Source organism: Acidocella aquatica, assembly GCF_030160635.1.
In the GTDB taxonomy this organism is placed as follows: domain Bacteria; phylum Pseudomonadota; class Alphaproteobacteria; order Acetobacterales; family Acetobacteraceae; genus Acidocella; species Acidocella aquatica.
Window position 1 is genome coordinate 119,300 of sequence record NZ_BSOS01000067.1, and the last position, 21,725, is coordinate 141,024.

A 21,725-nucleotide genomic window follows, 5' to 3' on the forward strand; every position below is an offset into this window, starting at 1 on the left:
ATTCCTCCAACACCCCCGCCCGCGCGGCGGGCGGCGTTACTTCACCGCGACGAAAAACTCCGCCTCGGTCTGCGCGCGAATCTGTTCCACGGTCACATCGGGTGCATGGTCCACCAGAATCAGCGACGGCGTCTCGGCCTTATTCACCTCGAACACCGCAAGATCAGTGATAATCTTGCTCACCACGCCCAGCCCGGTCAGCGGCAGAGTGCAACGCTTCAGGATCTTGGCCTCGCCCTTGGCGGTATGCTCCATCAAAACAACCACCCGCGGCACCCCGGCCACAAGGTCCATCGCCCCGCCCATGCCCTTCACCATCTTGCCCGGCACCATCCAGTTCGCGAGGTCGCCGTTCTCGGCCACCTGCAGCGCGCCGAGGATGGAGATATTAATATGCCCGCCCCTAATCATCGCGAAGGACGATGCCGAATCAAAAAAACTGGTCGTCGGCAACACCGTCACCGTCTGCTTGCCAGCGTTGATCAGGTCCGCGTCTTCCTCGCCCTCATAGGGGAACGGCCCCATCCCGAGCATCCCGTTCTCCGACTGCAGCTGGATCGACATCCCCTCCGGGATATGGTTCGCCACCAGCGTCGGGATACCGATGCCGAGGTTCACATAAAACCCATCCTGCAATTCCGCCGCCGCCTTGGCGGCCATCTCGTCTCTTGTCCAAGGCATATTATGCGGCCCTCTTGCGAACAGTGCGTTGCTCGATCCGTTTCTCGATCTGGCCGAGCTTGACGATGCGTTTCACGAAAATCCCCGGCGTGATGATATGGTCAGGGTCGATCTCCCCCGGCTCCACCAAATTCTCCACCTCCGCCACGGTGAACTTCGCCGCCGTCGCCATCATCGGGTTAAAATTGCGCGCCGTCTTGCGATACACCAGGTTCCCCTCGCTATCACCCTTCCAGGCATGCACAATGGCCAGATCCGCGAACAACCCGGTCTCCATCACATAATGGCGGCCGTTGAACTCCCGCGTTTCCTTGCCCTTGGCCACATCCGTGCCATAGCCCGTCGCCGTGAAAAACGCCGGAATCCCCGCCCCACCGGCGCGAATCCGCTCCGCCAGCGTCCCCTGCGGGTTGAACTCAATTTCCAGCTCGCCTGAGAGATACTGCTTCGCGAACGTCGCATTCTCCCCCACATACGAGGAGATCATCTTCCTCACCTGCCGCGTCTGCAGCAACGTGCCCAGGCCGACATTATCAATGCCCGCGTTGTTGGAAATAATCGTCAGGTCCATCACCCCGGCTTCCCTGATCGCCTCGATCAGCGCCTCGGGAATCCCGCACAGGCCAAACCCGCCGGCCATAATGGTCATGCCATCCTTCAAATGGCCCGCGAGCGCGGTCCTCGCATCGGGAAATATTTTTGAAACGGCCATGCATCCTCGCTGATTGTCTGGTTGTCACATCGGCTTTTGTCATCATCGCCTCAAAGCCCGGCTGTCAAGCCGTGAAGGTATGGCATGGGCCATACCTTCACGGCCGCCATCAGCGCCGCGGTATCAGCGCTCCAGACACATGGCGACACCCATGCCGCCCCCGATGCACAGCGTCGCGAGCCCCTTCTTGGCGTCGCGGCGCCCCATCTCGAACAGCAGCGTGGTCAAAACCCGCGCGCCCGAGGCGCCAATCGGATGCCCGATGGCAATCGCCCCGCCGTTCACATTCACCTTCGCCGGGTCCAGCCCCAGCTCCTTGTTCACCGCGCAAGCCTGCGCCGCGAACGCCTCATTGGCCTCGATCAGGTCCAAATCAGCCACCTTCCAGCCCGCCCGCGCCAGCGCCTTCTGCGAGGAGGGGATCGGCCCCGAGCCCATCAGCGCCGGGTCCACACCCGCGGTGGCAAAGCTCGCAATGCGCGCCAGCGGCGTCAGCCCCCGCTTGGCGGCCTCGGCCGCGCTCATCACCACCAGCGCCGCCGCGCCATCGTTAATGCCCGAGGCATTGCCCGCCGTCACCGTGCCATCCTTCGTAAAGGCCGGCTTCAGCTTGGCCATGCTCTCCACCGAGGCGTCGTGGCGGATATACTCATCCTGGTCCACCACCACCTCGCCCTTGCGGGTGGTCAGCGTCACCGGCACGATCTCATCCTTAAACTTCCCGGCCTTCTGCGCGGCCGACGCCTTCTGCTGCGAACCAAGCGCCAGCGCATCCTGCTGATCGCGCGTAATCTGCCACGCCCGGGCGACGTTCTCGGCGGTCACGCCCATGTGATAGCCATTAAACGCATCCCACAGCCCGTCTTTAATCATCGTGTCGATAAACCCGACATCGCCCATCTTCGTCCCGGCCCGCAGATAAGCGGCATGGGCCGAAAGGCTCATGCTCTCCTGCCCGCCCGCGATCACGATATTTGATTCGCCCGAGCGTATCTGTTGCGCCGCCAGCGCCACCGCGCGCAGCCCCGAACCGCACACCTGGTTAATCCCGAACGCCGTCTTGGAATCCGGAATCCCCGCCAGACGGATCGCCTGGCGCGCCGGATTCTGCCCCTGCGCCGCGCTCAACACCTGGCCCAAAATGGCCTCGTCAATATCCTCCGGCGACAGCCCGGCCCGCGCAATCGCGGCCTTGATCGCGGCGGCCCCCAGAACATGCGCCGGCGTCGCGCCAAAAACACCATTAAAACTGCCGACAGCGGTCCGCGCGGCGGAAACGATAACGATATCACTCATGACTGTTTTCCCTCTGTGTGTGGTCCTTGGCCGTGTCTCAGCATAGCCCCTGCAGCCAGTCCGCGAAAGGCTGCCACAGCGCGGTTTGCGCATGCGTCCCCGCAATCATGCCGATATGCCCGGCCCGCGGCTCAATCACCTTCGCATGTTTCACCAGCGCCGCCAGCGGCCGCGCCGAGACCGCCGGCACCAGCCGGTCACGCTCCGGAATCGCACAAAAAACCGGCATCTCCAGCCGCGCCGGGTCCACCGCCAGCCCGGCCACCCGCCAGCGCCCCTGCGCCGTCGTATTCGCCCCATACCAGCCGCCCAGCGCCTCGCGCGCCACGGGTGCCGCCAGCGGCACGCCATCCGCCAGCCAATCCTCCATCGCCACAAACCGCCGCGCGCGGGCCGAATTCTTCTGCTGCCCGGCAAAATCCCGGTATTTGGCGCCAACCCCATGCGGGTCCACCAAGGTGAACAACGCATTCAGCGCATCAATCGGCAGCGTGCTGGAAAACCGCATCACCGCCTCCATCGCCGGCATCGCCTCGCCCACCCGCCGCGAAATCGCCGGGTCCGCCGCGTGAAAATCCCAGGGCGTGGCCAGCAGCGCCAGCGCGCTCACCTTCTCCGGCAGGCGCAACGCCGCCGCCAGGGCGAGCAGCCCGCCCATGCAATACCCCGCCAGCACCACCGGCCCCTCAATCGCCGCCAGCGCCCGCTCCAGCCGCCCGGCGATATAATCGGTGAGCGAAAACCCGCGCTCCACCTCGCCCGGCCAGCCCCAGTCCAACAAATACGGATGCGCCCCCTGCCCCGCCAGCCAGCGCAGCATCGAGCCCCCCTCCATCAGGTCCAATATATACGCCCGATTAATCAGGCTGGGCACAAACACCACCGGCGGCCCGCTCCCGCCATAATCCAGCAGCCGGCTCTCGCCTTCCTCCCACACCGCCGGCGGGTCGCGCATCTCGCGCACATACGGGTCAGCCCGATACGCCGCGATCCCCGCAATCAGCGCACGGTCAGCCTGCAACGCCCCTTCAAGCGCCGCCCGCGCCCGCGCCGGGTCCGGTTCCGTCATCTCCGCGTTCCATAAACCGGGCCAGACGCTGCTCAAGTTCAGCGACGCGGCGGCCAAGCCGCTCGATTTCATCCACGCCAGGCTGAGGTGCAGCAGCAGCGGGCGCGGCCCGCGCCGGCTGAGCGGCGCCGGAGCTTCCGGCCGTCTGGTCATACGGTGCAAACCTCAGGGCAGCATTGGCCGACTGCGCCCAAAGCGCCACCATCGCCGCCCATGACTCCCGAACCTCCCGGTCGGCCGCCATGGCGGTCAGCTCGCTTTGCCACATGGCCACGAGATCCTGGGCCAAAGTGTCGTCCATGCTGCATTCGGCTCCCCGGTAGCCCGCCTACCCCTTCTACCTACCCCGAACAAAAGGAATTCGCCATAACTGAAACACCATGCTAGCCTTGCAGTGCACAATATTCATGTATTCCCGCCAGAAGGTGCAACCACCCCGGCGGGATGGGAGACAGTAACTATGAGTGACGCGGCCAATCCAGCTCAACATCCCGTCATAGTCAAAAAATACGCCAACCGCCGCCTCTATAATACTGAGAGTTCGAGCTACATCACACTGGAGAACCTGGCCGAAATGGTCCGCAAGGACCGCGATTTCGTGGTCTACGACGCCAAAACCGGCGAGGACATCACCCGCAGCGTGCTCACCCAGATCATCGTGGAGGAGGAAGGCAAGGGCAACGCCCTGCTGCCTACCAACTTCCTGCGCCAGCTGATCGGCTTCTACGGCGACAATGTGCAAAGCGCCGTGCCGCGCTACCTCGAACAGGCCATGTCGAGCTTCGCCCGCCAGCAGGAAAACCTGCGCGCCACCATGCAAAAAACCCTCAGCCCCTTCCTGCCCCCCGGCATCGAGGACATGGGCCGCAAAAACATGGAAATGATGGGCCGGGCAATGACCCTCTTCACCCCCTTCCACCGCGAGGGCGAGGAAGAGTCTCCCCCCGACGCCATGAAGGAATACCAGGAGGAAATCATGAACCTGCGCGGCGAGGTCGAGCGCCTGCAACAACAGCTGGCGCAACTGCGCGCCAAGCCGAAAAAGGCGGAATAGCGCGTTATCTTCCCCCGGGTTCTGGTGGCTCAACCACTAATACGATAGAGTTGTTCACCATGAGATATATCCCCGCCTCCGCCCTAGGTCTTGCTCTGCTTCTCGCCGGTGCCCCGGCCTTCGCCCAGATGTCCATGGGCGGCGCGCCCGGCGGCGCCCCCGGCGGCGGCGGCGTACAGCCCCAGCCGCAGGTGCATGACATCGCCCCCCCCGCCTTGCCGGGCGCCGGTGCCCCAGCCCCGCTGGCAACCGCGCCGGTGGTGCAAAAACCCGCCATCGCCGACCCCACCCAGGCCCTGTTCGCCGCCGTCAACAGCGGCGACTACAACGCCGCGCAGGACGCGCTGAGCCGCGGCGCAGACCTCACCGCCAAAAACGACCTAGGCGAAACCCCGCTCGACCTCTCCATCGCCCTCAACCACACCAACATCACCTTCCTGCTGCTGGCCACCCGCAACGAGACCGCCGGCAGCGACGGCACAACCTCTCCCGGCCCCGCCTTCACCGCCACCGCGCCGGCCAGACCCGCACCGCGCAAATCCCACCCCGCCGCGCCCGTGCATGAAGCCGCCACGCCGCACACCACGGAGCCAGCCGTGAACATCGCCCCCGGCAACAACCCCGGCACCCCCAACCCCTCCGCCGGCTTCCTCGGCTTTGGCACCAAAAACTAACCCCAGGACGCGCTCCAGGACGCGGCCTTAAAAATCCGCGTCCTCAAATTCCATCATCACCGCCGCCCCGGCCTCGATCACCGCCAGCAGCGCCCCCGTCTGCGGCAGCAGCCGCTGCATATAAAACCGCGCCGTCCCCAGCTTGGCGCGATAAAACGGCGTCCCGGCCTTCGGCAACGCAATCTTTGCCATCCGCGCCCACATGAACCCAAGCGCCACCAGCCCGAACAACCGTAAATACTCCACCGAGGCCGCGCCGATCTCATCATAATTGCTCATCGCCGCCTCCATCACATGGCCGGTGGCCATCTGCAGATGCTCCACCGCCGCCTGCAACGGCGCCACGAAGGGCTGCATCTCCTCAGCCCCATTCGCCTCGATAAATTCCAGCACCGGGTCCAGAAACCGCGTCATCAGCCGCCCGCCATCCTGCGGCAGCTTGCGCCCCACCAGATCCAGCGCCTGTATCCCGTTGGTCCCCTCATACAACATCGAAATCCGGGCATCGCGCACATACTGCTCCATGCCATGGTCGCGGATATACCCATGCCCGCCATAACATTGCATCGCCAGGCTGGCGGCCTCAAACCCCAAATCCGTGAACAGCGCCTTCACCACCGGGGTCAGCAGCGCCGTGAAATCATCCGCCTCCGCCCGTGTTTCCTCATCCTCCACCCGCTGCAACACATCCACCTGGCGCGCCACCCAACCCGAGAGCGCCCGGCACCCCTCGATATACGCCCGCATGGTCAACAACATCCGCCGCACATCCGGATGCACCAATATCGGGTCCGCCTGCTTATCCGGCGCTTTTACTCCGGTCAGCGACCTCCCCTGAATCCGCTCGCGCGCATAGGCAACCGCGTTCTGGTAAGCCACCTCCGCGACCCCCAGCCCCTGAATCCCAACGGACAGGCGCTCCGTGTTCATCATGGTGAACATCGCCCGCAGCCCCTTATGCGGCTCGCCGACAATCCACCCCTGCGCCCCCTCGAACGCCATCGCGCAGGTCGCCGAAGCCTTGATCCCCATCTTGTGCTCAATGGCCGTGCACATCACCCCATTGCGCGCCCCCACACCGCCATCGGCATCGGGCAAAAACTTCGGCACCACGAACAGCGAAATCCCCTTCACCCCCGCCGGCGCATCCGGCAACCGCGCCAGCACCAGATGAATGATATTCTCCGTCAGATCATGCTCCCCGGCGGAGATAAAAATCTTGTTTCCCGTTACGCTGAACGAACCATCCGCCTGCGGCACCGCCCTGGTGCGCAACATGCCCAGATCCGTCCCGCAATGCGGCTCGGTCAAACACATCGTCCCCGCCCATTCGCCCGAAACCAGCTTCGGCAGATACAAGCGCTTCAACGCCTCCGAGCCATGATGATACAGCGCCAGATACGCCCCATGCGTCAGCCCCGGATACAGCCCGAACGCCATATTCGCCGAACACATCATCTCTTCCACAAAGGTGGAAAGCGCCACCGGCATCCCCTGCCCGCCAAACTCCGGCGCGCAGGCCATCGCCGTCCACCCGCCCGCCCGGAACCCCTCATACGCCGCCTTGAACCCCTCCGGCGTGCGCACCGCGCCACCCTCCCAGGTGCAGCCTTCCAAATCGCCCTTCTGGTTCAGCGGAAACAACACCTCCGCGGTGAATTGCCCCCCCGCCTCCAGCACACTATCCATCAGCTCCGGCGTAAACTCCGCGCAGCCCGGCAATTGCGCAATCGTCTTGCCGTCAAACAACTCGTGCAGCACAAACCGCATATCCTCAAGCGGCGCCTTATAATTCGGCATCTCAACCTCTCCTCAATTGCGTAACGGCTTGCCGGTATCAATAATACTTTTGATCCGCGCCTGGCTCTCCTTCGTGCGCACCAGCGCCATGAACGCCTTTCGCTCCAGCGCCATCACATCCGCCTCGCTCAACGCGTCCAGATAATCCGTATCCCCGCCGCTCAAAACCTCCGCCAGCGCGCCCGCAACACTCACATCATGCTTGCTCGCCACCCCGCGTTTATGAAACCCCTCCACCGCCATGTTCAACGCCACCCGCCCGCTCGGCCCCGGCAAATGCAGCTCCGGTGCCTGCGGCACTTCATACCCATCCACCATCGCCAGCGCCGCCGCCTTTGCATCAGCCAACAACCTGTCACGGTTCATCGTTATCCCATCGGCGGGGCGCAAAAACTTCATCTCCAACGCCTCCGCCGCCGAGCGCGATACTTTCGCCGTCGAAATCATCTCAAACACTTTCGCCACCGCCGGCATCGGCCCTTTCGGCATCTGCTTGTCCTGGCTCCAGCGCGCCAGCAGACTCACACACCCGCCCCACCCCGGCACCAGCCCAACCCCCGCCTCCACCAGCCCGATATAACTCTCCGCATAGGCCTGCACCGCCGCGCAATGCAGCAACATCTCCGCCCCGCCGCCCAACGCCAGGCCCACAGGCGCGCCCACCACCGGAAACGGCGCATACCGCATCGCCTGATAAATCCGCTGCCCCTCCTTCATGGAAGTCTCGATCTTCCCCCACATCCGGATATTCGACCACAAATACACCAGCCCGATGTTCGCGCCTTGCGAGAAATTCACCTTCTGCGGCTGCTCGCGCAAATCATCATTATACAACACCAGCGCCTTGTAATCCCTCTTCACCAGCGCAAGCGTCTTCTCCAGCAGCCCAAGAATCTCGCCATCCAGCATATTGCGCATCGCCCCGCGCAAGGCCGCATGCGTCTCAAAACACAACACGCCGTCGCCAATATCCCAAACAGAAGCCGCCTTGTTCTCCAACACCGCCCGGCCGCGCCGCTTCACATCCTCCAGCAACAAAATCCCCGGCGCCCGCCCAATCGCCTCATACCCACCCGCCAACGAAAACCGCTCCACCTCGCCGTCAGCATTTTCCCGGTAGAATTTCCCATCCCCCACCGCCCGCAAAACCGGCGGCACCTCCAAACCCAACGCCGCCAACCGGCCTGCCACCCACGCGCCGCCCAGCCGGTCCATCAACTCAAACGGCCCAAACCTCCACGTATACCCCAGCCGCATCGCGGCATCGATCGCGGCAACATCCTCGCCAATCTCCGGCACCAACGCCGCCGCATAAGCCAAAACCCGCCCCAGCACCCCCCACGCATAAGCCCCATACTTCGTCGTGGAATCCAGCAACTTCTTCAAATCATCGCGCGCCGCGCGCACCAGCGGAAGCTCCGCCCGCACAGACTCGCGCCACTCCAGCCGCCCCGCCCCCGCCGCGCGCAAATCCAGCGCGCTCTTCTGCTTCTTCCCATCCGCCCCGCGCGCGCTGCGGTAAAATCCGCCCTTGCCCTTGTTCCCCGTAAACCCTTCCGCCACCAACTGGGTAAAAACCGCCCCATGCCGATTCATCGCGTGAAACACATCACCTTCCGGCAACAACCGCGCCAGCGACGCATTCACATGCAACGCCAGATCAATCCCCACCATATCAATCAACCCAAACACCCCGGTGGAGGGAAACCCCATAGCCTTGCCCATCACCGCATCGGCTTCCTCAACCTCCAGCCCCATCTCCAGCGCCAGCACCATCGCGCACTGCACCCAATACGTGCCGATCCGGTTGGCGATAAACCCTGGCGTATCCTTGCAACTTACAACCGTCTTACCCATCCCCTGGTCCAGGAACCCCCGCAGCGGCGCAAACGCCTCCCCCTCGCCGCCAACCATCTCCAGCAAGCGCATATAGCGCGGCGGATTAAAAAAATGCGTGATGCAAAAATCCCGCGCCAGCCCCTCGGGCATCCCCGCCGTCAACTCCCGCAACGGAATCGTCGAAGTATTCGACGACACCACCGAACCCTCCTTCCTCACCGCATCCAGCCGCGCATAAAGCGCCTGCTTCACCTCCAGTTTTTCAACCACCGCCTCCACAATCCAGTCACAGCGCCCCACCGCCACCAGATCATCCTCGATATTCCCAGCCGTAATCAGCCTCGCCGCGCGGCTGCCCATCAACGGCGCCGGCTCCATCTTCTTCAGCCTCTCAATCGTCGCGCACGCAATCGCATTGCGCTCCACCGCCCCCGGCTTCACAATATCCACCAGCAGCACATCAACCCCGGCATTGGCCGCATGCGCCGCAATGCTCGCCCCCATCACCCCCGCGCCGATCACGGCAACCGAACGTATCTCGCCCATGTCAAAGCGCCTCCAATATCGTGGCGATCCCCTGCCCCCCGCCAATACACTGCGTCGCCAGCGCATAACGCCCATTAACACGCTTCAGCAACGAAGCCGCCTTGCCCGTAATGCGCGCGCCCGTCGCCCCCAGCGGATGCCCCAGCGCAATCGCCCCGCCATCCAGATTCACCTTTTCCGGGTCCACCCCCAGCTCGCGGATACAAGCCAGCGCCTGCGATGCAAACGCCTCGTTCAACTCCACAACATCCAGCTCATTCACCGGAATTCCTGCCCGCGCCAGCGCCTTTTTCGACGCCGCCACCGGCCCCATGCCCATGATCTCGGGCGCGCACCCCGCCACCGCCACCGCCCTTATCCGCGCCAACACCGCCAACCCATGCGCCTTCGCATAATCCTCCGAGCAAACCAGCACCGCCGCCGCGCCATCGGTCAGCGGTGATGACGTCCCCGCCGTCACACTTCCCGCCACATCAAACGCCGGCTTCAACCCCGCCAGCCCCTCGGCTGTCACATCCGCGCGGATACACTCATCGCGCCCAACCTCCACCCGCTCATCCACATACGGCACAATCTCATCATCAAACCGCCCCGCACCTTGCGCCGCCGCCGCCTTGCGCTGGCTGGCCAGCGCAAACGCCTCCTGCTCCACCCTGCCAACACCCCATTGGCGCGCCACATTCTCAGCCGTTTCGCCCATGCTGATATAAGCCTGCGGCCGCATCGCATAAAGTTTCGGCGAGGGCATCGGGTTGAACCCGCTCATCGGCACCCGGCTCATGCTCTCCACCCCGGCGCACACAAACACCTCCCCCGCCCCCGTCGCAATCGCCCCCGCCGCCATATGGATCGCACTCATCGACGACCCGCAAAACCGGTTGACGGTCACCCCCGCCGTCCCCACCGGCAGCTCCGCCAGCAGCCCGATCATCCGCGCCACATTCAGCCCCTGCTCACCCTCGGGAAACGCACAACCCGCAATCAGGTCCTCAATGTCCTCAAACCTCACCCCCGCCCGCGTCACCAGCGCGCGCACCACCTCCGCCGCCAGCTCATCGGGCCGCACCCGCGCCAACCCCCCCTTATTCGCCGGCGTAAACGCAGAGCGGACATAACCCGCGATCACAGCTTTGGTCATGAATCTTTCCTCTTGTTTTATCCCATTGTCTCGGCCAGCGCCGCCTCGCATTGCCGGTCGATCTCACCCAGCTCGGCCAGGCTTTCCTCAATGGCCGCGCGCTGTTCGCGCAACGCCGCCAGCCGCTGGCGCACCGCCTGCTGCAACTGCCTCGTCTGCACCCGGTGCGCCGGGTCCGCGTCATACAAATCCAAAAATTCCCTGATCTCGCGCAGCGAAAACCCAAGCCGCTTGCCCCGCAGAATCAACATCAGCCGCGCCCGGTCCCGCGCGCCATAAACCCGCGCGCTCCCCGCCCGCTGCGGCGTAATCAGCCCCTTATCCTCATAAAACCTGATAGCCCGCGCCGTCACCCCCAGCTCGCGCGCCAGCTGGCTCACCGAATACAAAACCAGCACGGGCGCAGATTTCACGGCAACCCTCCCATTTTAACGCAAAGCGTCGTTGCTTAACGTATAGGGCATACCCCCCAACCCTGTCCAGAATTTTCCACCAAACACCCCAGGGTTGCGTCCCCCGCCACTTCCTGGCTTCCTGCCAACATGCCCCATCCCCTCCCCCGCCGCGCGCTCCTCCAATCCACCGCCGCCCTCACAGCGCTCGCCGCCGCCCCGGCCGCCGCCGCCACCGGCCCCATCATCCAGCTGCGCCTGCTGGAAACCTCCGACCTCCACACCTTCGATGAAAACTACGACTATTTCCGCGACGCGCCCGATAACACCGTCGGCCTCACCAAGGCTGCCACCCTCATCCGCGCCGCCCGCGCCCAGGCGCAAAACACCCTGCTGTTTGACAATGGCGACACCATCCAGGGCAACCCACTGGCTGACTACATGGCCCAGCCCGGCAACCTGCCCCCCGGCCACATCCACCCCACCATCCGCGCCATGAACACCCTCAACTACGACGCCGCCACCATCGGCAACCATGAATTCAACTACGGCCTCCCCTTCCTCACCGCCGCCCTCTCGGGCGCCAACTTCCCCTTCTGCTCCGCCAACATCCTCAACGCTGACAACTCCCCCTGGCTCCCCCCCACCCTCATCCTGGAACGCCACTTCACCGCGCAGGACGGCTCGATCCACCCCCTTAAAATCGGCGTCATCGGCTTCGTCCCACCCCAGATCACCCATTGGGACAAAGCCCACCTCACCGGCCGCCTGATCACGACTGACATCGTGGACGCCGCGCAAAAACACATCCCCCAACTGCGCCCGCAGGTAGACCTCCTCATCGCCCTCAGCCATTCCGGCATCTCCACCGCCCCGCGCCGCGGCTTTGATGAAAACGCCAGCTACTACCTGGCCCAGGTCCCCGGCATTGACGCTATTTTCACCGGCCATTCCCACCGCGTCTTCCCCGGCCCCAGCTACGCGGGATATGACGGCATCGACGCCACAATCGGCACATTAAACGACATCCCCGCCACCATGCCCGGCTTCTGGGGCAGCGACATCGGCATCATCGACCTCACCCTAACCCAGCAGAACGGCAAATGGGCCGTCACCGGTTTCACCGCCACCACCCAGCCAATTTCCCAACGCGCCAACCACACCGTCACACCCCTGGCCGCCAACGACCCCCAGGTCGACGCCGCCATCGCCCAGGATCACCAAAAAACCCTGGCCTGGATACGCGAACCCATCGGCCACCTCACCCAGCCCCTCAACAGCTATTCCGCCCTCATCGGCACCGAGGGCTCCCTCGCCCTCGTCAACGCCGCCCAAACCTGGTACGCAACACCCCTGATCGGCTCAACAAACCTGCCAATCCTCTCCGCCGCCGCCCCCTTCAAGGAGGGCTACCAATCCCCCGACAACTACATAGACCTTAGCGCCGGCACCATCGCCATCAAGGATGTCGCCGATCTCTACATGTACCCCAACACCGTCGCCGCCATCCAGGTCAGCGACGAACAATTGCAAAACTGGCTGGAAAAATCAGCGGAAATCTTTAACCAGATCGACCCTGAAAACCCCGCCCCGCAACCCCTGCTCAACCCCCACGTCCCCTCTTATGTGTTCGATGTCATCTCCGGCATCACCTACGAGATTGACATAACCCAGCCGGCCCGCTTCGGCGCCCACGGAAAATTCAAAGCCTCCGCCAACAGAATCAAAAACCTGCGCTACCAGGGCACGCCCATAACGCCGGACCAGACATTCATCGTCGTCACCAACAACTACCGCGCCGACTCCGGCGGCATCGTCCAAAACCCCAGCGCCGTGATCCTGCGCGCCCCCGACCAAACCCGCGACGCCATCATCCGCTACATCCTGGCCGAAAAAACCATCACCGTCGCCACCCCGCCCATCTGGTCTTTTGCTCCCATCGGCGCCCCCATCACCGTCACCTTCGAATCCTCCCCCGCCGCCGCGCGTTATTTGCTAAAAAACAAAAACATCACCTCCCTCGGCGACTCCGGCGACGGCTATACCCAATTTGCTCTGTCCCTCAGCTGACCGCCGCCATTATGTTTTTAGAGCCTGATCGCTTTAAGTGCGGTCAGGCTCTAGCCGGTTTTCTGAGGGCGATTCACGCTTTCGGCTCGCTCGGTTGAGCGAACCTCAAACGATCGCACTCAAGGAGTAAAATTGAAAATGTCCCTAAAAAACACATTTGCCGATCACCTCAGAAGATACCTCGGCGGCACACGCAACAGCCCAGCCCCACCGCAACCTCCAGCAACGTGGCAAGAACAAAAAAGCCAAGGCCGCGCCTGGATCAAGGCCAACAATCTACAGAGCCAATTTCCTCAATACAAAATCGGCCGCGCAAGCTACGGCAACCCAAGCGTTGAATTTCGGGAAGGCGGCGGCAACCTTTCCATCGGCAATTTTTGTTCGCTGGCGAGCAACGTCCGAATCCTCCTCGGCGGCGAACATCGTCTTGATTTGGCAACATCCTACCCTTTCAATATCGCCTGTGAATCAGCGTGGAAATTTTCCGGCCATCCTCGCACAAAAGGCGATGTAACCCTGGGTCACGATGTCTGGATCGGCATGAACGCCATGATCATGTCCGGCGTCACGATCGGCAACGGCGCCGCCGTCGGCGCCGGAGCGGTGGTCACAAGAGATATTCCCCCCTACGCCATAGCCGCCGGAAATCCCGCGCAAACGATCAGGTTCGGATTTGACAACGAAACAATATCCCGCCTGCAAAAAATCACCTGGTGGAACTGGCCTGACGAAAAAATCGAGACGTTTCTGCCTTTGATGCTGACAGATCAAATCAATTCATTCCTCGATGCCGCCGAACAACAACCGTAGGATGGGTAAGCGCAGCGCTACCCATCCCCCCGCCGCCCTACCGGTTGAGCCCATCCCCCACCACATGCGCCGTATGCACAATGGCATCACCCGTGGCATTGGCGCCATCGCTAAAGCCCGCGCCAATGTCCTTAAAGCCGCTGCCAATATTGCCTTGGCCCAGATTATTGCCGGCCGCGTTAAAATCGCCTTGCGCACGGGCGCCATTGGCATTGCACGCGGTCAGGGCTAACGGCAGCGCCAACACGCACAGGGAGAGCAATCTCATCTAATCGGTTCCTTTCGCCCCTCATCTCGTCCATCCGGGGATAAATTTCAATATTCTGTTGTTATTTCAAATCCGCCCGCAAATGCTCCACGTGGAGCCCTACCCCGCCACCGCCTCAGCGGCAAAAAACGTCGCCCCCAGCAACACCGCGTCCAGCCCCAGCGCAAAGCCCAGCCCCAGCCCGTTCGCCACCCCGCCGATCACCACCGGCCCCACCAAAAACCCCGCATACCCCAGCCCCACCACGGCAGGCACTGAATGGTTCGCCGCCATCCCCGGCACCCGCGCCGCCGCACTCAGCACCAGCGGCGCGATATTCCCGGTCCCCAGCCCCACCAGGCCAAACCCCAAAATCCCCACCCAGCCAAAGGGCACAAAAATCACCAGCCCAAACCCGGCCACCGCCACCGCGCAGCCCATGCGCATCACCGCCGCCTGCCCCAGCCACATCGCCACCCGGTCCCCCAGCAGCCGCGCCCCCGCCGTCGCCACCGCAAAGGCGGCATAGCCCAGCGTCGCGCTGGCCAGCGGCATCGCGCGCGAGAACCGCAAAAACACCGTGCTCCAATCCGTCGCCGCCCCCTCGGTCATAAAGCACGCGAAGCAGCAAAGCCCCAGCACAATCGTCGCCCGGTTCGGCAGCGCCATCCGCGGCCCCACCGCGCGCGCATCCGCCTCATGCGCAACCAGAAACCCGCTCTGCGTCAAAATCAGCAATATCGCCGAAGCGTTCATCAGCGCGCACCCGGCATAAGAGACCCCCAGCCGCAGCAACAAAAAACTCGCCACCGCCACCGCCAGGCTGCCCAGGCTATAACAAGCATGAAAGCCCGACATCTGCAGCCGCCCGCTCATGCGCTCCACCACCGCGCCCTGCGCGTTGATCGCGATATCCAGCGCGCCAAACAGCGTGCCATACACAAACAGCAACGCGGTAAACACCACGGACGAGTGCGCGCTCACCAAAAACGGCAACAACACCCCAACCCCGGTTGAAACCGCGATAAGCACAGCCCGGCTGCCCCAGCGGCCAATCGCCATCCCGGCAAAGGGCATCCCCACCAGCCCGCCAATGCCCCCCGCGAACAGCACCAGCCCCAGCGTCCCGTCGCTCAGGTCAAATTTTATCTTGGAATACGGGACCGTAATCGCCCAGACGGAAATCCCGATCCCCGCCATGAAAAACATCAGCCACATGGTGCGCAGCCGCGCCCCCACGCTCACCCCACCCATGGCGCCATTCAAAGCCGGCGGTTGCCCATCACCGCATGATAAGCCACCAGCACCACCACCGCGCCCACCACGGATACAAACAGGCTATAAAAATTAACCCCGCTCACAGGCGCCGCGCCCAACACCATAAAAATCTTGCCGCCCACCAGCGCGCCCACAATGCCGAGCACCATATCCAGCAGCGGCCCCTTGCCACCGTTATCGACGATATGGCTGCCGATCCACCCGGCCAGCAACCCCAACACAATCCACCCGAGAACCGACATCAGCCACCCTCCAAAAATTCAGATCGCGGCTTTCTTCAACCGCTTCACCTCAATCGCCTGCCATACCACAAGCACCGGCACAGCGATCACAAAATCACGCGCCCGGCGCATCAGCGAGAGCGAAAGCGCCACATCCGGCGGCACGCCAAAAATCCCGCCCAGCAGAGTATAAGCCGCCTCCTGTATCCCCACCCGCCCCGGCACAAAAAACGCCAGCGCCATAATCGCATGCAGCATCGCCTCGATACATATGGCATCAACAAAGCTCAGCGGCACCCCCATCGCATGAAACCCAACGAAGGACGCGCTCGCCGTGCCGAACCAGCAAACCAGATGAAACAGCGCGCCATAGGCCAGCCGGTCGCGCTCGCCATACATAATGCTCAGCGAGGTCTGCAGCCGGTCGATGCTCAGCGCCGCCCCCTCGCCCGTCTGCCCCGCGATCCGTGAGGCCAGCGCCCGGAAAACCTTCGCCCCGCTGCCCTGCTGCGCCAGGATCAACCCGACCCCCATCACCACCGCAACGCACAGCCCCACCGCCACCGGCACCAGCAAATTGCTGGAAGGCGCCTTGCGCGCCAATATCGAAAGCCCGATGCCGATAAACACCAGCTGCGCCAAAAACTCCGTGGTGATATCAGCCAGGGTGGAGGCCGTGGCATCGGCGATCCGCACCCCATGCAGCGCCATCACCCGCGCGCCCAGCACATACCCCCCCACCTGGCTGAACGGCAAAAACTCGCCCGTGGCGTCGCGCACCATCCGCCCCCACACGCACAGCCAGAAGCTGCCCCGCATCCGGCTGCGCAACACCATGCGCCAGCACAGCCCCAGCCCCAGCAAAATCCCCAGCTGCACCAAAATATACAGGCCAAAGCCCGAGGGCTTCACCGAGGCCAGCACCCGCAGCACATCCGCCGCGCCATAATAAATCACCAGCCCCGTAACCACCGCGGCACCAGCCAGCGCAAAGGCCGCCGGCATCAGACGCAAATGTTTTTTCAAGCCGCGACGGGCCGCTTCTTGGGGCGGATAAACAGCCGCGCCAGCCGCGCCAGCTTCGGCATGGTGGTCGGGCGGACCAGCCGCGCATCATAACCCGCCATGCGCCGCTTATCCTCCAGCAAACAAATATCGATCAACACCGCCGGGTCCATTTCATCGCTCAACGACTTCGACCCGTTGATGGTGAAATTCGCATCACCACCCTCCAGCCCATCCACATCGCGCGCGATCCCGATACGCTCCCAGATGAGAAAAGCCCATACCGCCGCCGTTTTCACCGCGAAATATGGCCGCCGCCACAGCGGCATGGCCGCCTTGTGCCACGCGATCCAGTTGGTGAAAAACAGAATATGCCGCCCCTCCTCCTGCACCACGGGCTCAAAGGTCTCCACCAGCGCGGGCGGAAAATAACCCGAGCGCCGCGCCATCTCGAACAACCCATAGGCGAAAAAACTGTCGATACATTCCGAATAGCCGGTTACCATGAACCCCCATTCCGCATCCACGGGCAGCACATAGTCCTCATCGGGCTTCATCGGAATGTCATAGGCCGCCACCAGCCGCGAGAGCACATCGCGGTGGCGCCGCTCCTCGCCCGCCATATGCAGCAGCGCCGCCCGCAACGCCGGGTTCTTCACCGTCTGCGCAAACGCCTCGATCCGCATCGAAGCTTTAATCTCCGTCTGCACCGCGATATCCCAGATCGGCAGCGAGGTGATGCGCGCCTTGGTCTCCTCATCCAGCACAGGCCAGTCCAGCACCGCCGGCTTATAGGGGTTATAGGTCTCCTCCAGCAGCCGCGTCAGCATCTCATAATGCGCCCCGCTCCCCGGCTTAATCCGCCCCGGTTGCGCAAAATCCCAATGCCGCGCCTTGAAATCAGCGGCCGCGATATTCGCATCGTCCATGACAGCTCCTTTGCCTGCTCGGGGTTTCATCAAAAACTGCCGTGGCTTCTACAACAGTGGCGCTGTAATTTATATATGGCGCCCCCAATGGGGCTGGCGGGGCGGCCGCGCGCCAAATAAAGAGGCTCGGAGAATGCATTCCGGAGTAAAGACGTGAGCCAGGACGACGTAACGCTTGTAACGGGGGCCACCGGGTTCGTCGGCGCCGCCGTGGCCCGCGCGCTGCACCGCGCCGGCCACAGGCTCCGCCTCACCACCCGCCCCGGCAGCGACCAACGCAACCTCTCCGGCCTGCCCGCCGAAATCGTCCCGCTGGACCTGGCAGACCCCGCCACCTTCGCCCCCGCGCTGCAAGGCTGCCGCCACCTCTTCCACGTCGCGGCCGACTACCGCCTCTGGGTGCCCGATGAAGCCGCCATGCGCCGCGTGAATATCGACGGCTCAGCCGCCCTTTTTCGCGCCGCCGCCGCCGCCGGGGTGGAGCGCAGCGTCTACACCAGCTCCGTCGCCGCCCTGGGCCTTAACCCCAGCGGCGCCCCAGCCGATGAGACCACCCCCATCAGGCCCGAACACCACCTCGGCGCCTATAAAAAGTCGAAATACGACGCCGAGCAGGCGGTCCGCGCCCTGGCCGCCGCCGGGCAAAACATCGTCATCGTCAACCCCTCCACCCCCATCGGCCCCGGCGACATCAAACCCACCCCCACCGGCCAGATGGTGCGCGACGCCGCCAACGGCCGCATGCCCGCCTATGTCGATACCGGGCTGAACATCGTGCATGTCGATGACGTGGCGCAGGGCCATCTGCTGGCGCTGGAAAAGGGCCGCAGCGGCGAGTCCTATATCCTCGGCGGCGAAAACCTGATGCTGCGCGAGCTGCTCGCCCTCATCGCCACCCAAACCGGCCGCAAACCCCCCACACTGCGCCTGCCCATCGCCCCGCTCATGCCCATCGCCTGGGTGATGGAGCAAATCGCCAACATCACCGGCAAAACCCCGCTCATGACCCCTGAGATCCTCGCCATGGCGCGCAAAAAGATGTTCTTCACCTCCGCCAGGGCGCAGGCCACGCTCGGCTACCAGCCCCGCCCCGCCGCCGCCGCCGTGGCCGATGCGCTCACCTGGCTGCGCGCCGAGGGCCTGCTGGCATGATCGCGACCCTCGCCCTGCTCATCTGGCTCTACCTGTTTTTCCTGCACGGAAAATTCTGGGCCTCCGCGCCCGAACTCCCCCCCGCCACGCCGCCCGCGCTTCCTGATGCCGACATCATCATCCCCGCGCGCGACGAGGCGCAAACCATCGCCCCGGTCATCGCCTCGCTGCTGGCGCAGGATTACGCGGGCAAATTCCGCGTCATCCTGGTCGATGACAACTCCACCGACGGCACCGCCGCCCTGGCCGGCGTACACCCCAGGCTCACCATCATCACCGGCAAACCCAAGGCCCCCGGCTGGTCCGGCAAGCTCTGGGCGCTGCAACAGGGTGTCGAGGCCAGCACCGCGCCCATCCTGCTGTTCGCCGACGCCGACATCACCCACGACCCCCGCCACCTCGCCTCGCTGGTCACCCGCCTGCTCACCCCGCGCGCCGACATGGTCTCCGAAATGGTGCGGCTCAACTGCACCTCGCTGCCCGAGCGTTTCCTAATTCCTGCTTTCGTGTATTTCTTCCAGATGCTCTATCCCTTCGCCCTGGTGAACGACCCCCTGAAATCCACCGCCGCCGCCGCCGGCGGCACGGTGCTGATCCGCCGTGAAGCCCTGGCGCGCATCGGCGGGCTGGAAAAAATCAAATCCACCCTCATCGACGATGTCTCCCTGGCGCGGGAAGTGAAAAAATCCGGCCCCATCTTCCTCGGCCACTCCGGCCTCGCCACCTCCATCCGCCCCTATCCGCAAATTTCCGATATCTGGAACATGATCACCCGCACCGCCTTCACCCAGCTCAACCATTCAGCGCTCATCCTGGCCGGCACGCTCATTGGCCTCACCCTGGTCTGGCTGGTGGCGCCCTATGAGGTCATCCACGGCCACGGCTGGCGCTTCCTGGCCGGTCTCGCCGCCTCGGCGCTGGCCGTGGCCAGCTATTTCCCCACGCTGAAGCGCTACAACCAGCCAAAACTCATGGCGCTGGCGCTGCCCTTCATCGCGCTGTTCTACATGGCCGCCACCATCGCCTCGGCGGTGAACCACTGGCGCGGCACCGGCGCCCAATGGAAAAGCCGCGCCTACGGGGGGCCTGGCGCATGAGCGCGAACGACAACGCCCAGGCCACTGCCGCCGTGCCTGAAACCAGCGTCGAAGCATGGTCCGGCAAGGACAAGGCGGACGAAAACTTCCCCGTCGGCTCGCTGCTCATCCGCCGGGAGCTGCGCGAGCACGTCCACGCCTATTACGCCTTCGCCCGCAATGCCGATGACATCGCCGATTCCGCCACGCTCTCGCCCGCCGATAAAATCGCCCGGCTGAACATCATGGAAGAGGTTCTAACCGGCGCCAGCGCCGAGGGCGCCCCCAGCGCCGCCCGGCTGCGCGCCTCGCTGGCGCAATCGGGCGTCACCTCCATCCACGCGCGCGAGCTGCTGGTCGCCTTCCGCCAGGACGCGGTGCAAAACCGCTACGCCGACTGGGCCGCCCTGATGGATTATTGCCGCTACTCCGCCGCCCCGGTCGGCCGCTACGTGCTCGACCTCCACGGCGAGGACAAAGCCACCTGGCCCGCCTCCGATGCACTCTGCGCCTCGCTCCAGGTGCTCAACCACCTGCAGGATTGCGCCGGAGACCTGCGCAGCCTCGACCGCTGCTACATCCCGCAGGACATGCTGGCAAAAGCCGGCTGCAAAACCGACGATCTGGCCCGCGGCGAGACCACACCGGCCCTGCGCGCCGTGTTCGACCAGATGCTCAACCTCACCGAGGCGCTGAACGAAGCCGCCGCCGCGCTGCCCGGCCTGGTGCGCGCGCGCCGCCTGCGGGTGGAAACCGCCATCATCACCCGCCTCGCCCGGCGCCTCACCGCGCGGCTGCGCCATGGCGACCCGCTGGCCAGCCGGGTGAAGCTCAGCAAGGTTGATTTCATCACCGCCGCCACCCTCTCGCTGGGCCGTTTCGCATGAGCAAACCCGCCGCCGACACCGCCTATGTCACCGCGCTGGTGAAAGCCTCCGGCACCTCCTTCTACCACGGCATGAAAATCCTCCCGCCCCCCCGGCGCGATGCGATGTACGCCATCTATGCCTTCTGCCGCGTGGTCGACGATATCGCCGACGATGACGATGTTCCCTTCGCGCAGAAACGCGCCGCGCTGGATGCCTGGCGCGAACGCATCGCCGCCCTCTACAACGGCGAGACCGACGGCCCGATCACCCGCGCCCTGCTCGATGCCGTACGGAAATTTGATTTGCAGCCCTCGGATTTCCGCGACATCGTCGATGGGATGGAGATGGATGCAGGAGATCCCATCGTGGCGCCAACACTTTCAGCTCTGGACCTGTATTGTGACCGCGTGGCCTCCGCCGTGGGGCGGCTTTCCGTGCATGTCTTCGGCGACTCCTCGCCCGCCGCGCGTGATGTCGCCCACGCCCTCGGGCGCGGCCTCCAGCTCACCAACATCCTGCGCGATGTCGGCGAGGACGCAGCCCGCGGCCGTTTATATCTTCCCAGGGAATTCCTTGAGGAAGCTGGAATCACCCCAGAGCCGCAAGCCGCCCTCGCCTCGCCCGCCCTGCCCGTGGTCTGCGCCCGGCTCGCCACCATGGCGGAACAAAAATTCACCGAGGCGGAGGCCGCCATGGCGCGCTGCAACCCGCGGGCCATGCGCCCGGCGCGGCTGATGCAAGCCAGCTACCGCCCGCTGCTCGCCATCCTGCGGCGCCAGAACTTCAATTATTCCGTTCCGCGCGTAAAACTTCCCGCCTGGCGCAAGCTCGTGCTCGCCGCGCGCCTGCTCGCCGCGTGAGGGCGCC

The 21,725-nt window shown here is 64.1% G+C and carries 22 protein-coding genes; 8 read left to right on the forward strand and 14 right to left on the reverse strand.

From position 1 onward, the window contains the following. Positions 1 to 36: 36 nt before the first annotated feature. The 5 genes from QQJ84_RS11475 to QQJ84_RS11495 form a co-directional block, all read right to left on the reverse strand. Entirely contained in the window at positions 37 to 681 is a 645-nt protein-coding gene (locus QQJ84_RS11475; RefSeq protein ID WP_284258332.1) for a CoA transferase subunit B, read from the reverse strand. A 1-nt stretch (position 682) separates the two neighbouring features. Next, positions 683 to 1,393, reverse strand: coding sequence for a CoA transferase subunit A (locus tag QQJ84_RS11480; protein ID WP_284258333.1), 711 nt, complete (start codon positions 1,391 to 1,393; stop codon positions 683 to 685). A gap of 123 nt (positions 1,394 to 1,516) precedes the next feature. Then, the gene (locus tag QQJ84_RS11485; protein WP_284258334.1) at positions 1,517 to 2,689 is read right to left on the reverse strand and encodes an acetyl-CoA C-acetyltransferase; all 1,173 of its coding nucleotides are present in this window, start codon (positions 2,687 to 2,689) and stop codon (positions 1,517 to 1,519) included. A gap of 37 nt (positions 2,690 to 2,726) precedes the next feature. Then, the gene (locus QQJ84_RS11490) at positions 2,727 to 3,758 is read right to left on the reverse strand and encodes an alpha/beta fold hydrolase (protein ID WP_284258335.1); all 1,032 of its coding nucleotides are present in this window, start codon (positions 3,756 to 3,758) and stop codon (positions 2,727 to 2,729) included. Then, complete coding sequence (locus QQJ84_RS11495; RefSeq protein ID WP_284258336.1) at positions 3,718 to 4,059, reverse strand: hypothetical protein; 342 nt, start codon at positions 4,057 to 4,059, stop codon at positions 3,718 to 3,720. Before QQJ84_RS11495 ends, QQJ84_RS11490 begins: the two co-directional genes overlap by 41 nt. A 159-nt stretch (positions 4,060 to 4,218) precedes the next feature. Between QQJ84_RS11495 and phaR the strand changes: the two genes are divergently transcribed. Together phaR and QQJ84_RS11505 are read left to right on the forward strand one after the other, a co-directional pair. After that, a complete protein-coding gene (gene phaR, locus QQJ84_RS11500) occupies positions 4,219 to 4,812 on the forward strand; it encodes a polyhydroxyalkanoate synthesis repressor PhaR (RefSeq protein WP_284258337.1) in 594 nt (197 codons plus the stop codon). 59 nt (positions 4,813 to 4,871) lie between these two features. Continuing rightward, a complete protein-coding gene (locus QQJ84_RS11505; RefSeq protein WP_284258338.1) occupies positions 4,872 to 5,486 on the forward strand; it encodes an ankyrin repeat domain-containing protein in 615 nt (204 codons plus the stop codon). 27 nt (positions 5,487 to 5,513) lie between these two features. Here the strand turns inward: QQJ84_RS11505 and QQJ84_RS11510 are convergent, their stop codons facing one another. From QQJ84_RS11510 to QQJ84_RS11525, 4 genes are read right to left on the reverse strand one after another with little or no spacing between them, the layout of a single operon-like run. Then, positions 5,514 to 7,286 carry an acyl-CoA dehydrogenase C-terminal domain-containing protein gene (locus QQJ84_RS11510; protein ID WP_284258340.1) on the reverse strand — a complete coding sequence of 591 codons (1,773 nt, stop codon included), beginning with the start codon at positions 7,284 to 7,286 and terminating at the stop codon, positions 5,514 to 5,516. Between the two features lie 12 nt (positions 7,287 to 7,298). Next, the gene (locus QQJ84_RS11515; protein ID WP_284258342.1) at positions 7,299 to 9,671 is read right to left on the reverse strand and encodes a 3-hydroxyacyl-CoA dehydrogenase/enoyl-CoA hydratase family protein; all 2,373 of its coding nucleotides are present in this window, start codon (positions 9,669 to 9,671) and stop codon (positions 7,299 to 7,301) included. A gap of 1 nt (position 9,672) precedes the next feature. Then, positions 9,673 to 10,809: a thiolase family protein gene (locus QQJ84_RS11520; protein WP_284258343.1), complete on the reverse strand. Its 1,137-nt coding sequence runs from the start codon at positions 10,807 to 10,809 to the stop codon at positions 9,673 to 9,675. A gap of 17 nt (positions 10,810 to 10,826) precedes the next feature. Further along, complete coding sequence (locus QQJ84_RS11525) at positions 10,827 to 11,222, reverse strand: MerR family transcriptional regulator (protein ID WP_284258344.1); 396 nt, start codon at positions 11,220 to 11,222, stop codon at positions 10,827 to 10,829. A gap of 129 nt (positions 11,223 to 11,351) precedes the next feature. On the opposite strand from QQJ84_RS11525, the gene QQJ84_RS11530 reads away from it, so the two are divergent. Then, on the forward strand, positions 11,352 to 13,271 hold the full coding sequence (locus QQJ84_RS11530; protein ID WP_284258345.1) for a bifunctional 2',3'-cyclic-nucleotide 2'-phosphodiesterase/3'-nucleotidase: 1,920 nt from the start codon (positions 11,352 to 11,354) through the stop codon (positions 13,269 to 13,271). Between the two features lie 138 nt (positions 13,272 to 13,409). Continuing rightward, complete coding sequence (locus tag QQJ84_RS11535; RefSeq protein ID WP_284258346.1) at positions 13,410 to 14,081, forward strand: CatB-related O-acetyltransferase; 672 nt, start codon at positions 13,410 to 13,412, stop codon at positions 14,079 to 14,081. Between the two features lie 37 nt (positions 14,082 to 14,118). Here the strand turns inward: QQJ84_RS11535 and QQJ84_RS11540 are convergent, their stop codons facing one another. From QQJ84_RS11540 to QQJ84_RS11560, 5 genes are all read right to left on the reverse strand, one after another. Then, complete coding sequence (locus QQJ84_RS11540; protein WP_284258347.1) at positions 14,119 to 14,349, reverse strand: hypothetical protein; 231 nt, start codon at positions 14,347 to 14,349, stop codon at positions 14,119 to 14,121. Between the two features lie 99 nt (positions 14,350 to 14,448). After that, positions 14,449 to 15,582 carry an MFS transporter gene (locus QQJ84_RS11545; RefSeq protein WP_284258348.1) on the reverse strand — a complete coding sequence of 378 codons (1,134 nt, stop codon included), beginning with the start codon at positions 15,580 to 15,582 and terminating at the stop codon, positions 14,449 to 14,451. A gap of 8 nt (positions 15,583 to 15,590) precedes the next feature. After that, positions 15,591 to 15,848, reverse strand: a complete 258-nt coding sequence (locus QQJ84_RS11550; protein WP_284258349.1) for a GlsB/YeaQ/YmgE family stress response membrane protein — start codon at positions 15,846 to 15,848, stop codon at positions 15,591 to 15,593. An 18-nt stretch (positions 15,849 to 15,866) separates the two neighbouring features. After that, complete coding sequence (locus QQJ84_RS11555) at positions 15,867 to 16,832, reverse strand: lysylphosphatidylglycerol synthase domain-containing protein (RefSeq protein ID WP_284258602.1); 966 nt, start codon at positions 16,830 to 16,832, stop codon at positions 15,867 to 15,869. A 17-nt stretch (positions 16,833 to 16,849) separates the two neighbouring features. Further along, entirely contained in the window at positions 16,850 to 17,761 is a 912-nt protein-coding gene (locus QQJ84_RS11560) for a ferritin-like domain-containing protein (RefSeq protein ID WP_284258350.1), read from the reverse strand. A gap of 153 nt (positions 17,762 to 17,914) precedes the next feature. On the opposite strand from QQJ84_RS11560, the gene hpnA reads away from it, so the two are divergent. The 4 genes from hpnA to hpnD are packed head-to-tail and all read left to right on the forward strand — an operon-like array spanning position 17,915 to position 21,718. After that, positions 17,915 to 18,913, forward strand: a complete 999-nt coding sequence (gene hpnA, locus QQJ84_RS11565; RefSeq protein WP_284258351.1) for a hopanoid-associated sugar epimerase — start codon at positions 17,915 to 17,917, stop codon at positions 18,911 to 18,913. Continuing rightward, the gene (locus QQJ84_RS11570) at positions 18,910 to 20,010 is read left to right on the forward strand and encodes a glycosyltransferase (protein WP_284258352.1); all 1,101 of its coding nucleotides are present in this window, start codon (positions 18,910 to 18,912) and stop codon (positions 20,008 to 20,010) included. The genes hpnA and QQJ84_RS11570 overlap by 4 nt, the downstream gene beginning before the upstream one ends. After that, a complete protein-coding gene (hpnC, locus tag QQJ84_RS11575; protein WP_284258353.1) occupies positions 20,007 to 20,876 on the forward strand; it encodes a squalene synthase HpnC in 870 nt (289 codons plus the stop codon). Before QQJ84_RS11570 ends, hpnC begins: the two co-directional genes overlap by 4 nt. Then, positions 20,873 to 21,718: a presqualene diphosphate synthase HpnD gene (gene hpnD, locus QQJ84_RS11580; RefSeq protein WP_284258354.1), complete on the forward strand. Its 846-nt coding sequence runs from the start codon at positions 20,873 to 20,875 to the stop codon at positions 21,716 to 21,718. Before hpnC ends, hpnD begins: the two co-directional genes overlap by 4 nt. Positions 21,719 to 21,725: the final 7 nt, after the last annotated feature.

Coding starts and splice junctions, on each gene's coding strand:
- QQJ84_RS11550 (WP_284258349.1), bottom strand. CDS start 15,848: ATGTCGGTTCTCGGGTGGATTGTGTTGGGGTTGCTGGCCGGGTGGATC.
- phaR (WP_284258337.1), top strand. CDS start 4,219: ATGAGTGACGCGGCCAATCCAGCTCAACATCCCGTCATAGTCAAAAAA.
- QQJ84_RS11520 (WP_284258343.1), bottom strand. CDS start 10,809: ATGACCAAAGCTGTGATCGCGGGTTATGTCCGCTCTGCGTTTACGCCG.
- QQJ84_RS11480 (WP_284258333.1), bottom strand. CDS start 1,393: ATGGCCGTTTCAAAAATATTTCCCGATGCGAGGACCGCGCTCGCGGGC.
- QQJ84_RS11545 (WP_284258348.1), bottom strand. CDS start 15,582: ATGGGTGGGGTGAGCGTGGGGGCGCGGCTGCGCACCATGTGGCTGATG.
- QQJ84_RS11535 (WP_284258346.1), top strand. CDS start 13,410: ATGTCCCTAAAAAACACATTTGCCGATCACCTCAGAAGATACCTCGGC.
- hpnD (WP_284258354.1), top strand. CDS start 20,873: ATGAGCAAACCCGCCGCCGACACCGCCTATGTCACCGCGCTGGTGAAA.
- QQJ84_RS11540 (WP_284258347.1), bottom strand. CDS start 14,349: ATGAGATTGCTCTCCCTGTGCGTGTTGGCGCTGCCGTTAGCCCTGACC.
- QQJ84_RS11555 (WP_284258602.1), bottom strand. CDS start 16,832: ATGCCGGCGGCCTTTGCGCTGGCTGGTGCCGCGGTGGTTACGGGGCTG.
- QQJ84_RS11505 (WP_284258338.1), top strand. CDS start 4,872: ATGAGATATATCCCCGCCTCCGCCCTAGGTCTTGCTCTGCTTCTCGCC.
- QQJ84_RS11490 (WP_284258335.1), bottom strand. CDS start 3,758: ATGACGGAACCGGACCCGGCGCGGGCGCGGGCGGCGCTTGAAGGGGCG.
- hpnC (WP_284258353.1), top strand. CDS start 20,007: ATGAGCGCGAACGACAACGCCCAGGCCACTGCCGCCGTGCCTGAAACC.
- QQJ84_RS11570 (WP_284258352.1), top strand. CDS start 18,910: ATGATCGCGACCCTCGCCCTGCTCATCTGGCTCTACCTGTTTTTCCTG.
- QQJ84_RS11560 (WP_284258350.1), bottom strand. CDS start 17,761: ATGGACGATGCGAATATCGCGGCCGCTGATTTCAAGGCGCGGCATTGG.
- QQJ84_RS11510 (WP_284258340.1), bottom strand. CDS start 7,286: ATGCCGAATTATAAGGCGCCGCTTGAGGATATGCGGTTTGTGCTGCAC.
- QQJ84_RS11515 (WP_284258342.1), bottom strand. CDS start 9,671: ATGGGCGAGATACGTTCGGTTGCCGTGATCGGCGCGGGGGTGATGGGG.
- QQJ84_RS11485 (WP_284258334.1), bottom strand. CDS start 2,689: ATGAGTGATATCGTTATCGTTTCCGCCGCGCGGACCGCTGTCGGCAGT.
- QQJ84_RS11475 (WP_284258332.1), bottom strand. CDS start 681: ATGCCTTGGACAAGAGACGAGATGGCCGCCAAGGCGGCGGCGGAATTG.
- QQJ84_RS11530 (WP_284258345.1), top strand. CDS start 11,352: ATGCCCCATCCCCTCCCCCGCCGCGCGCTCCTCCAATCCACCGCCGCC.
- QQJ84_RS11495 (WP_284258336.1), bottom strand. CDS start 4,059: ATGGACGACACTTTGGCCCAGGATCTCGTGGCCATGTGGCAAAGCGAG.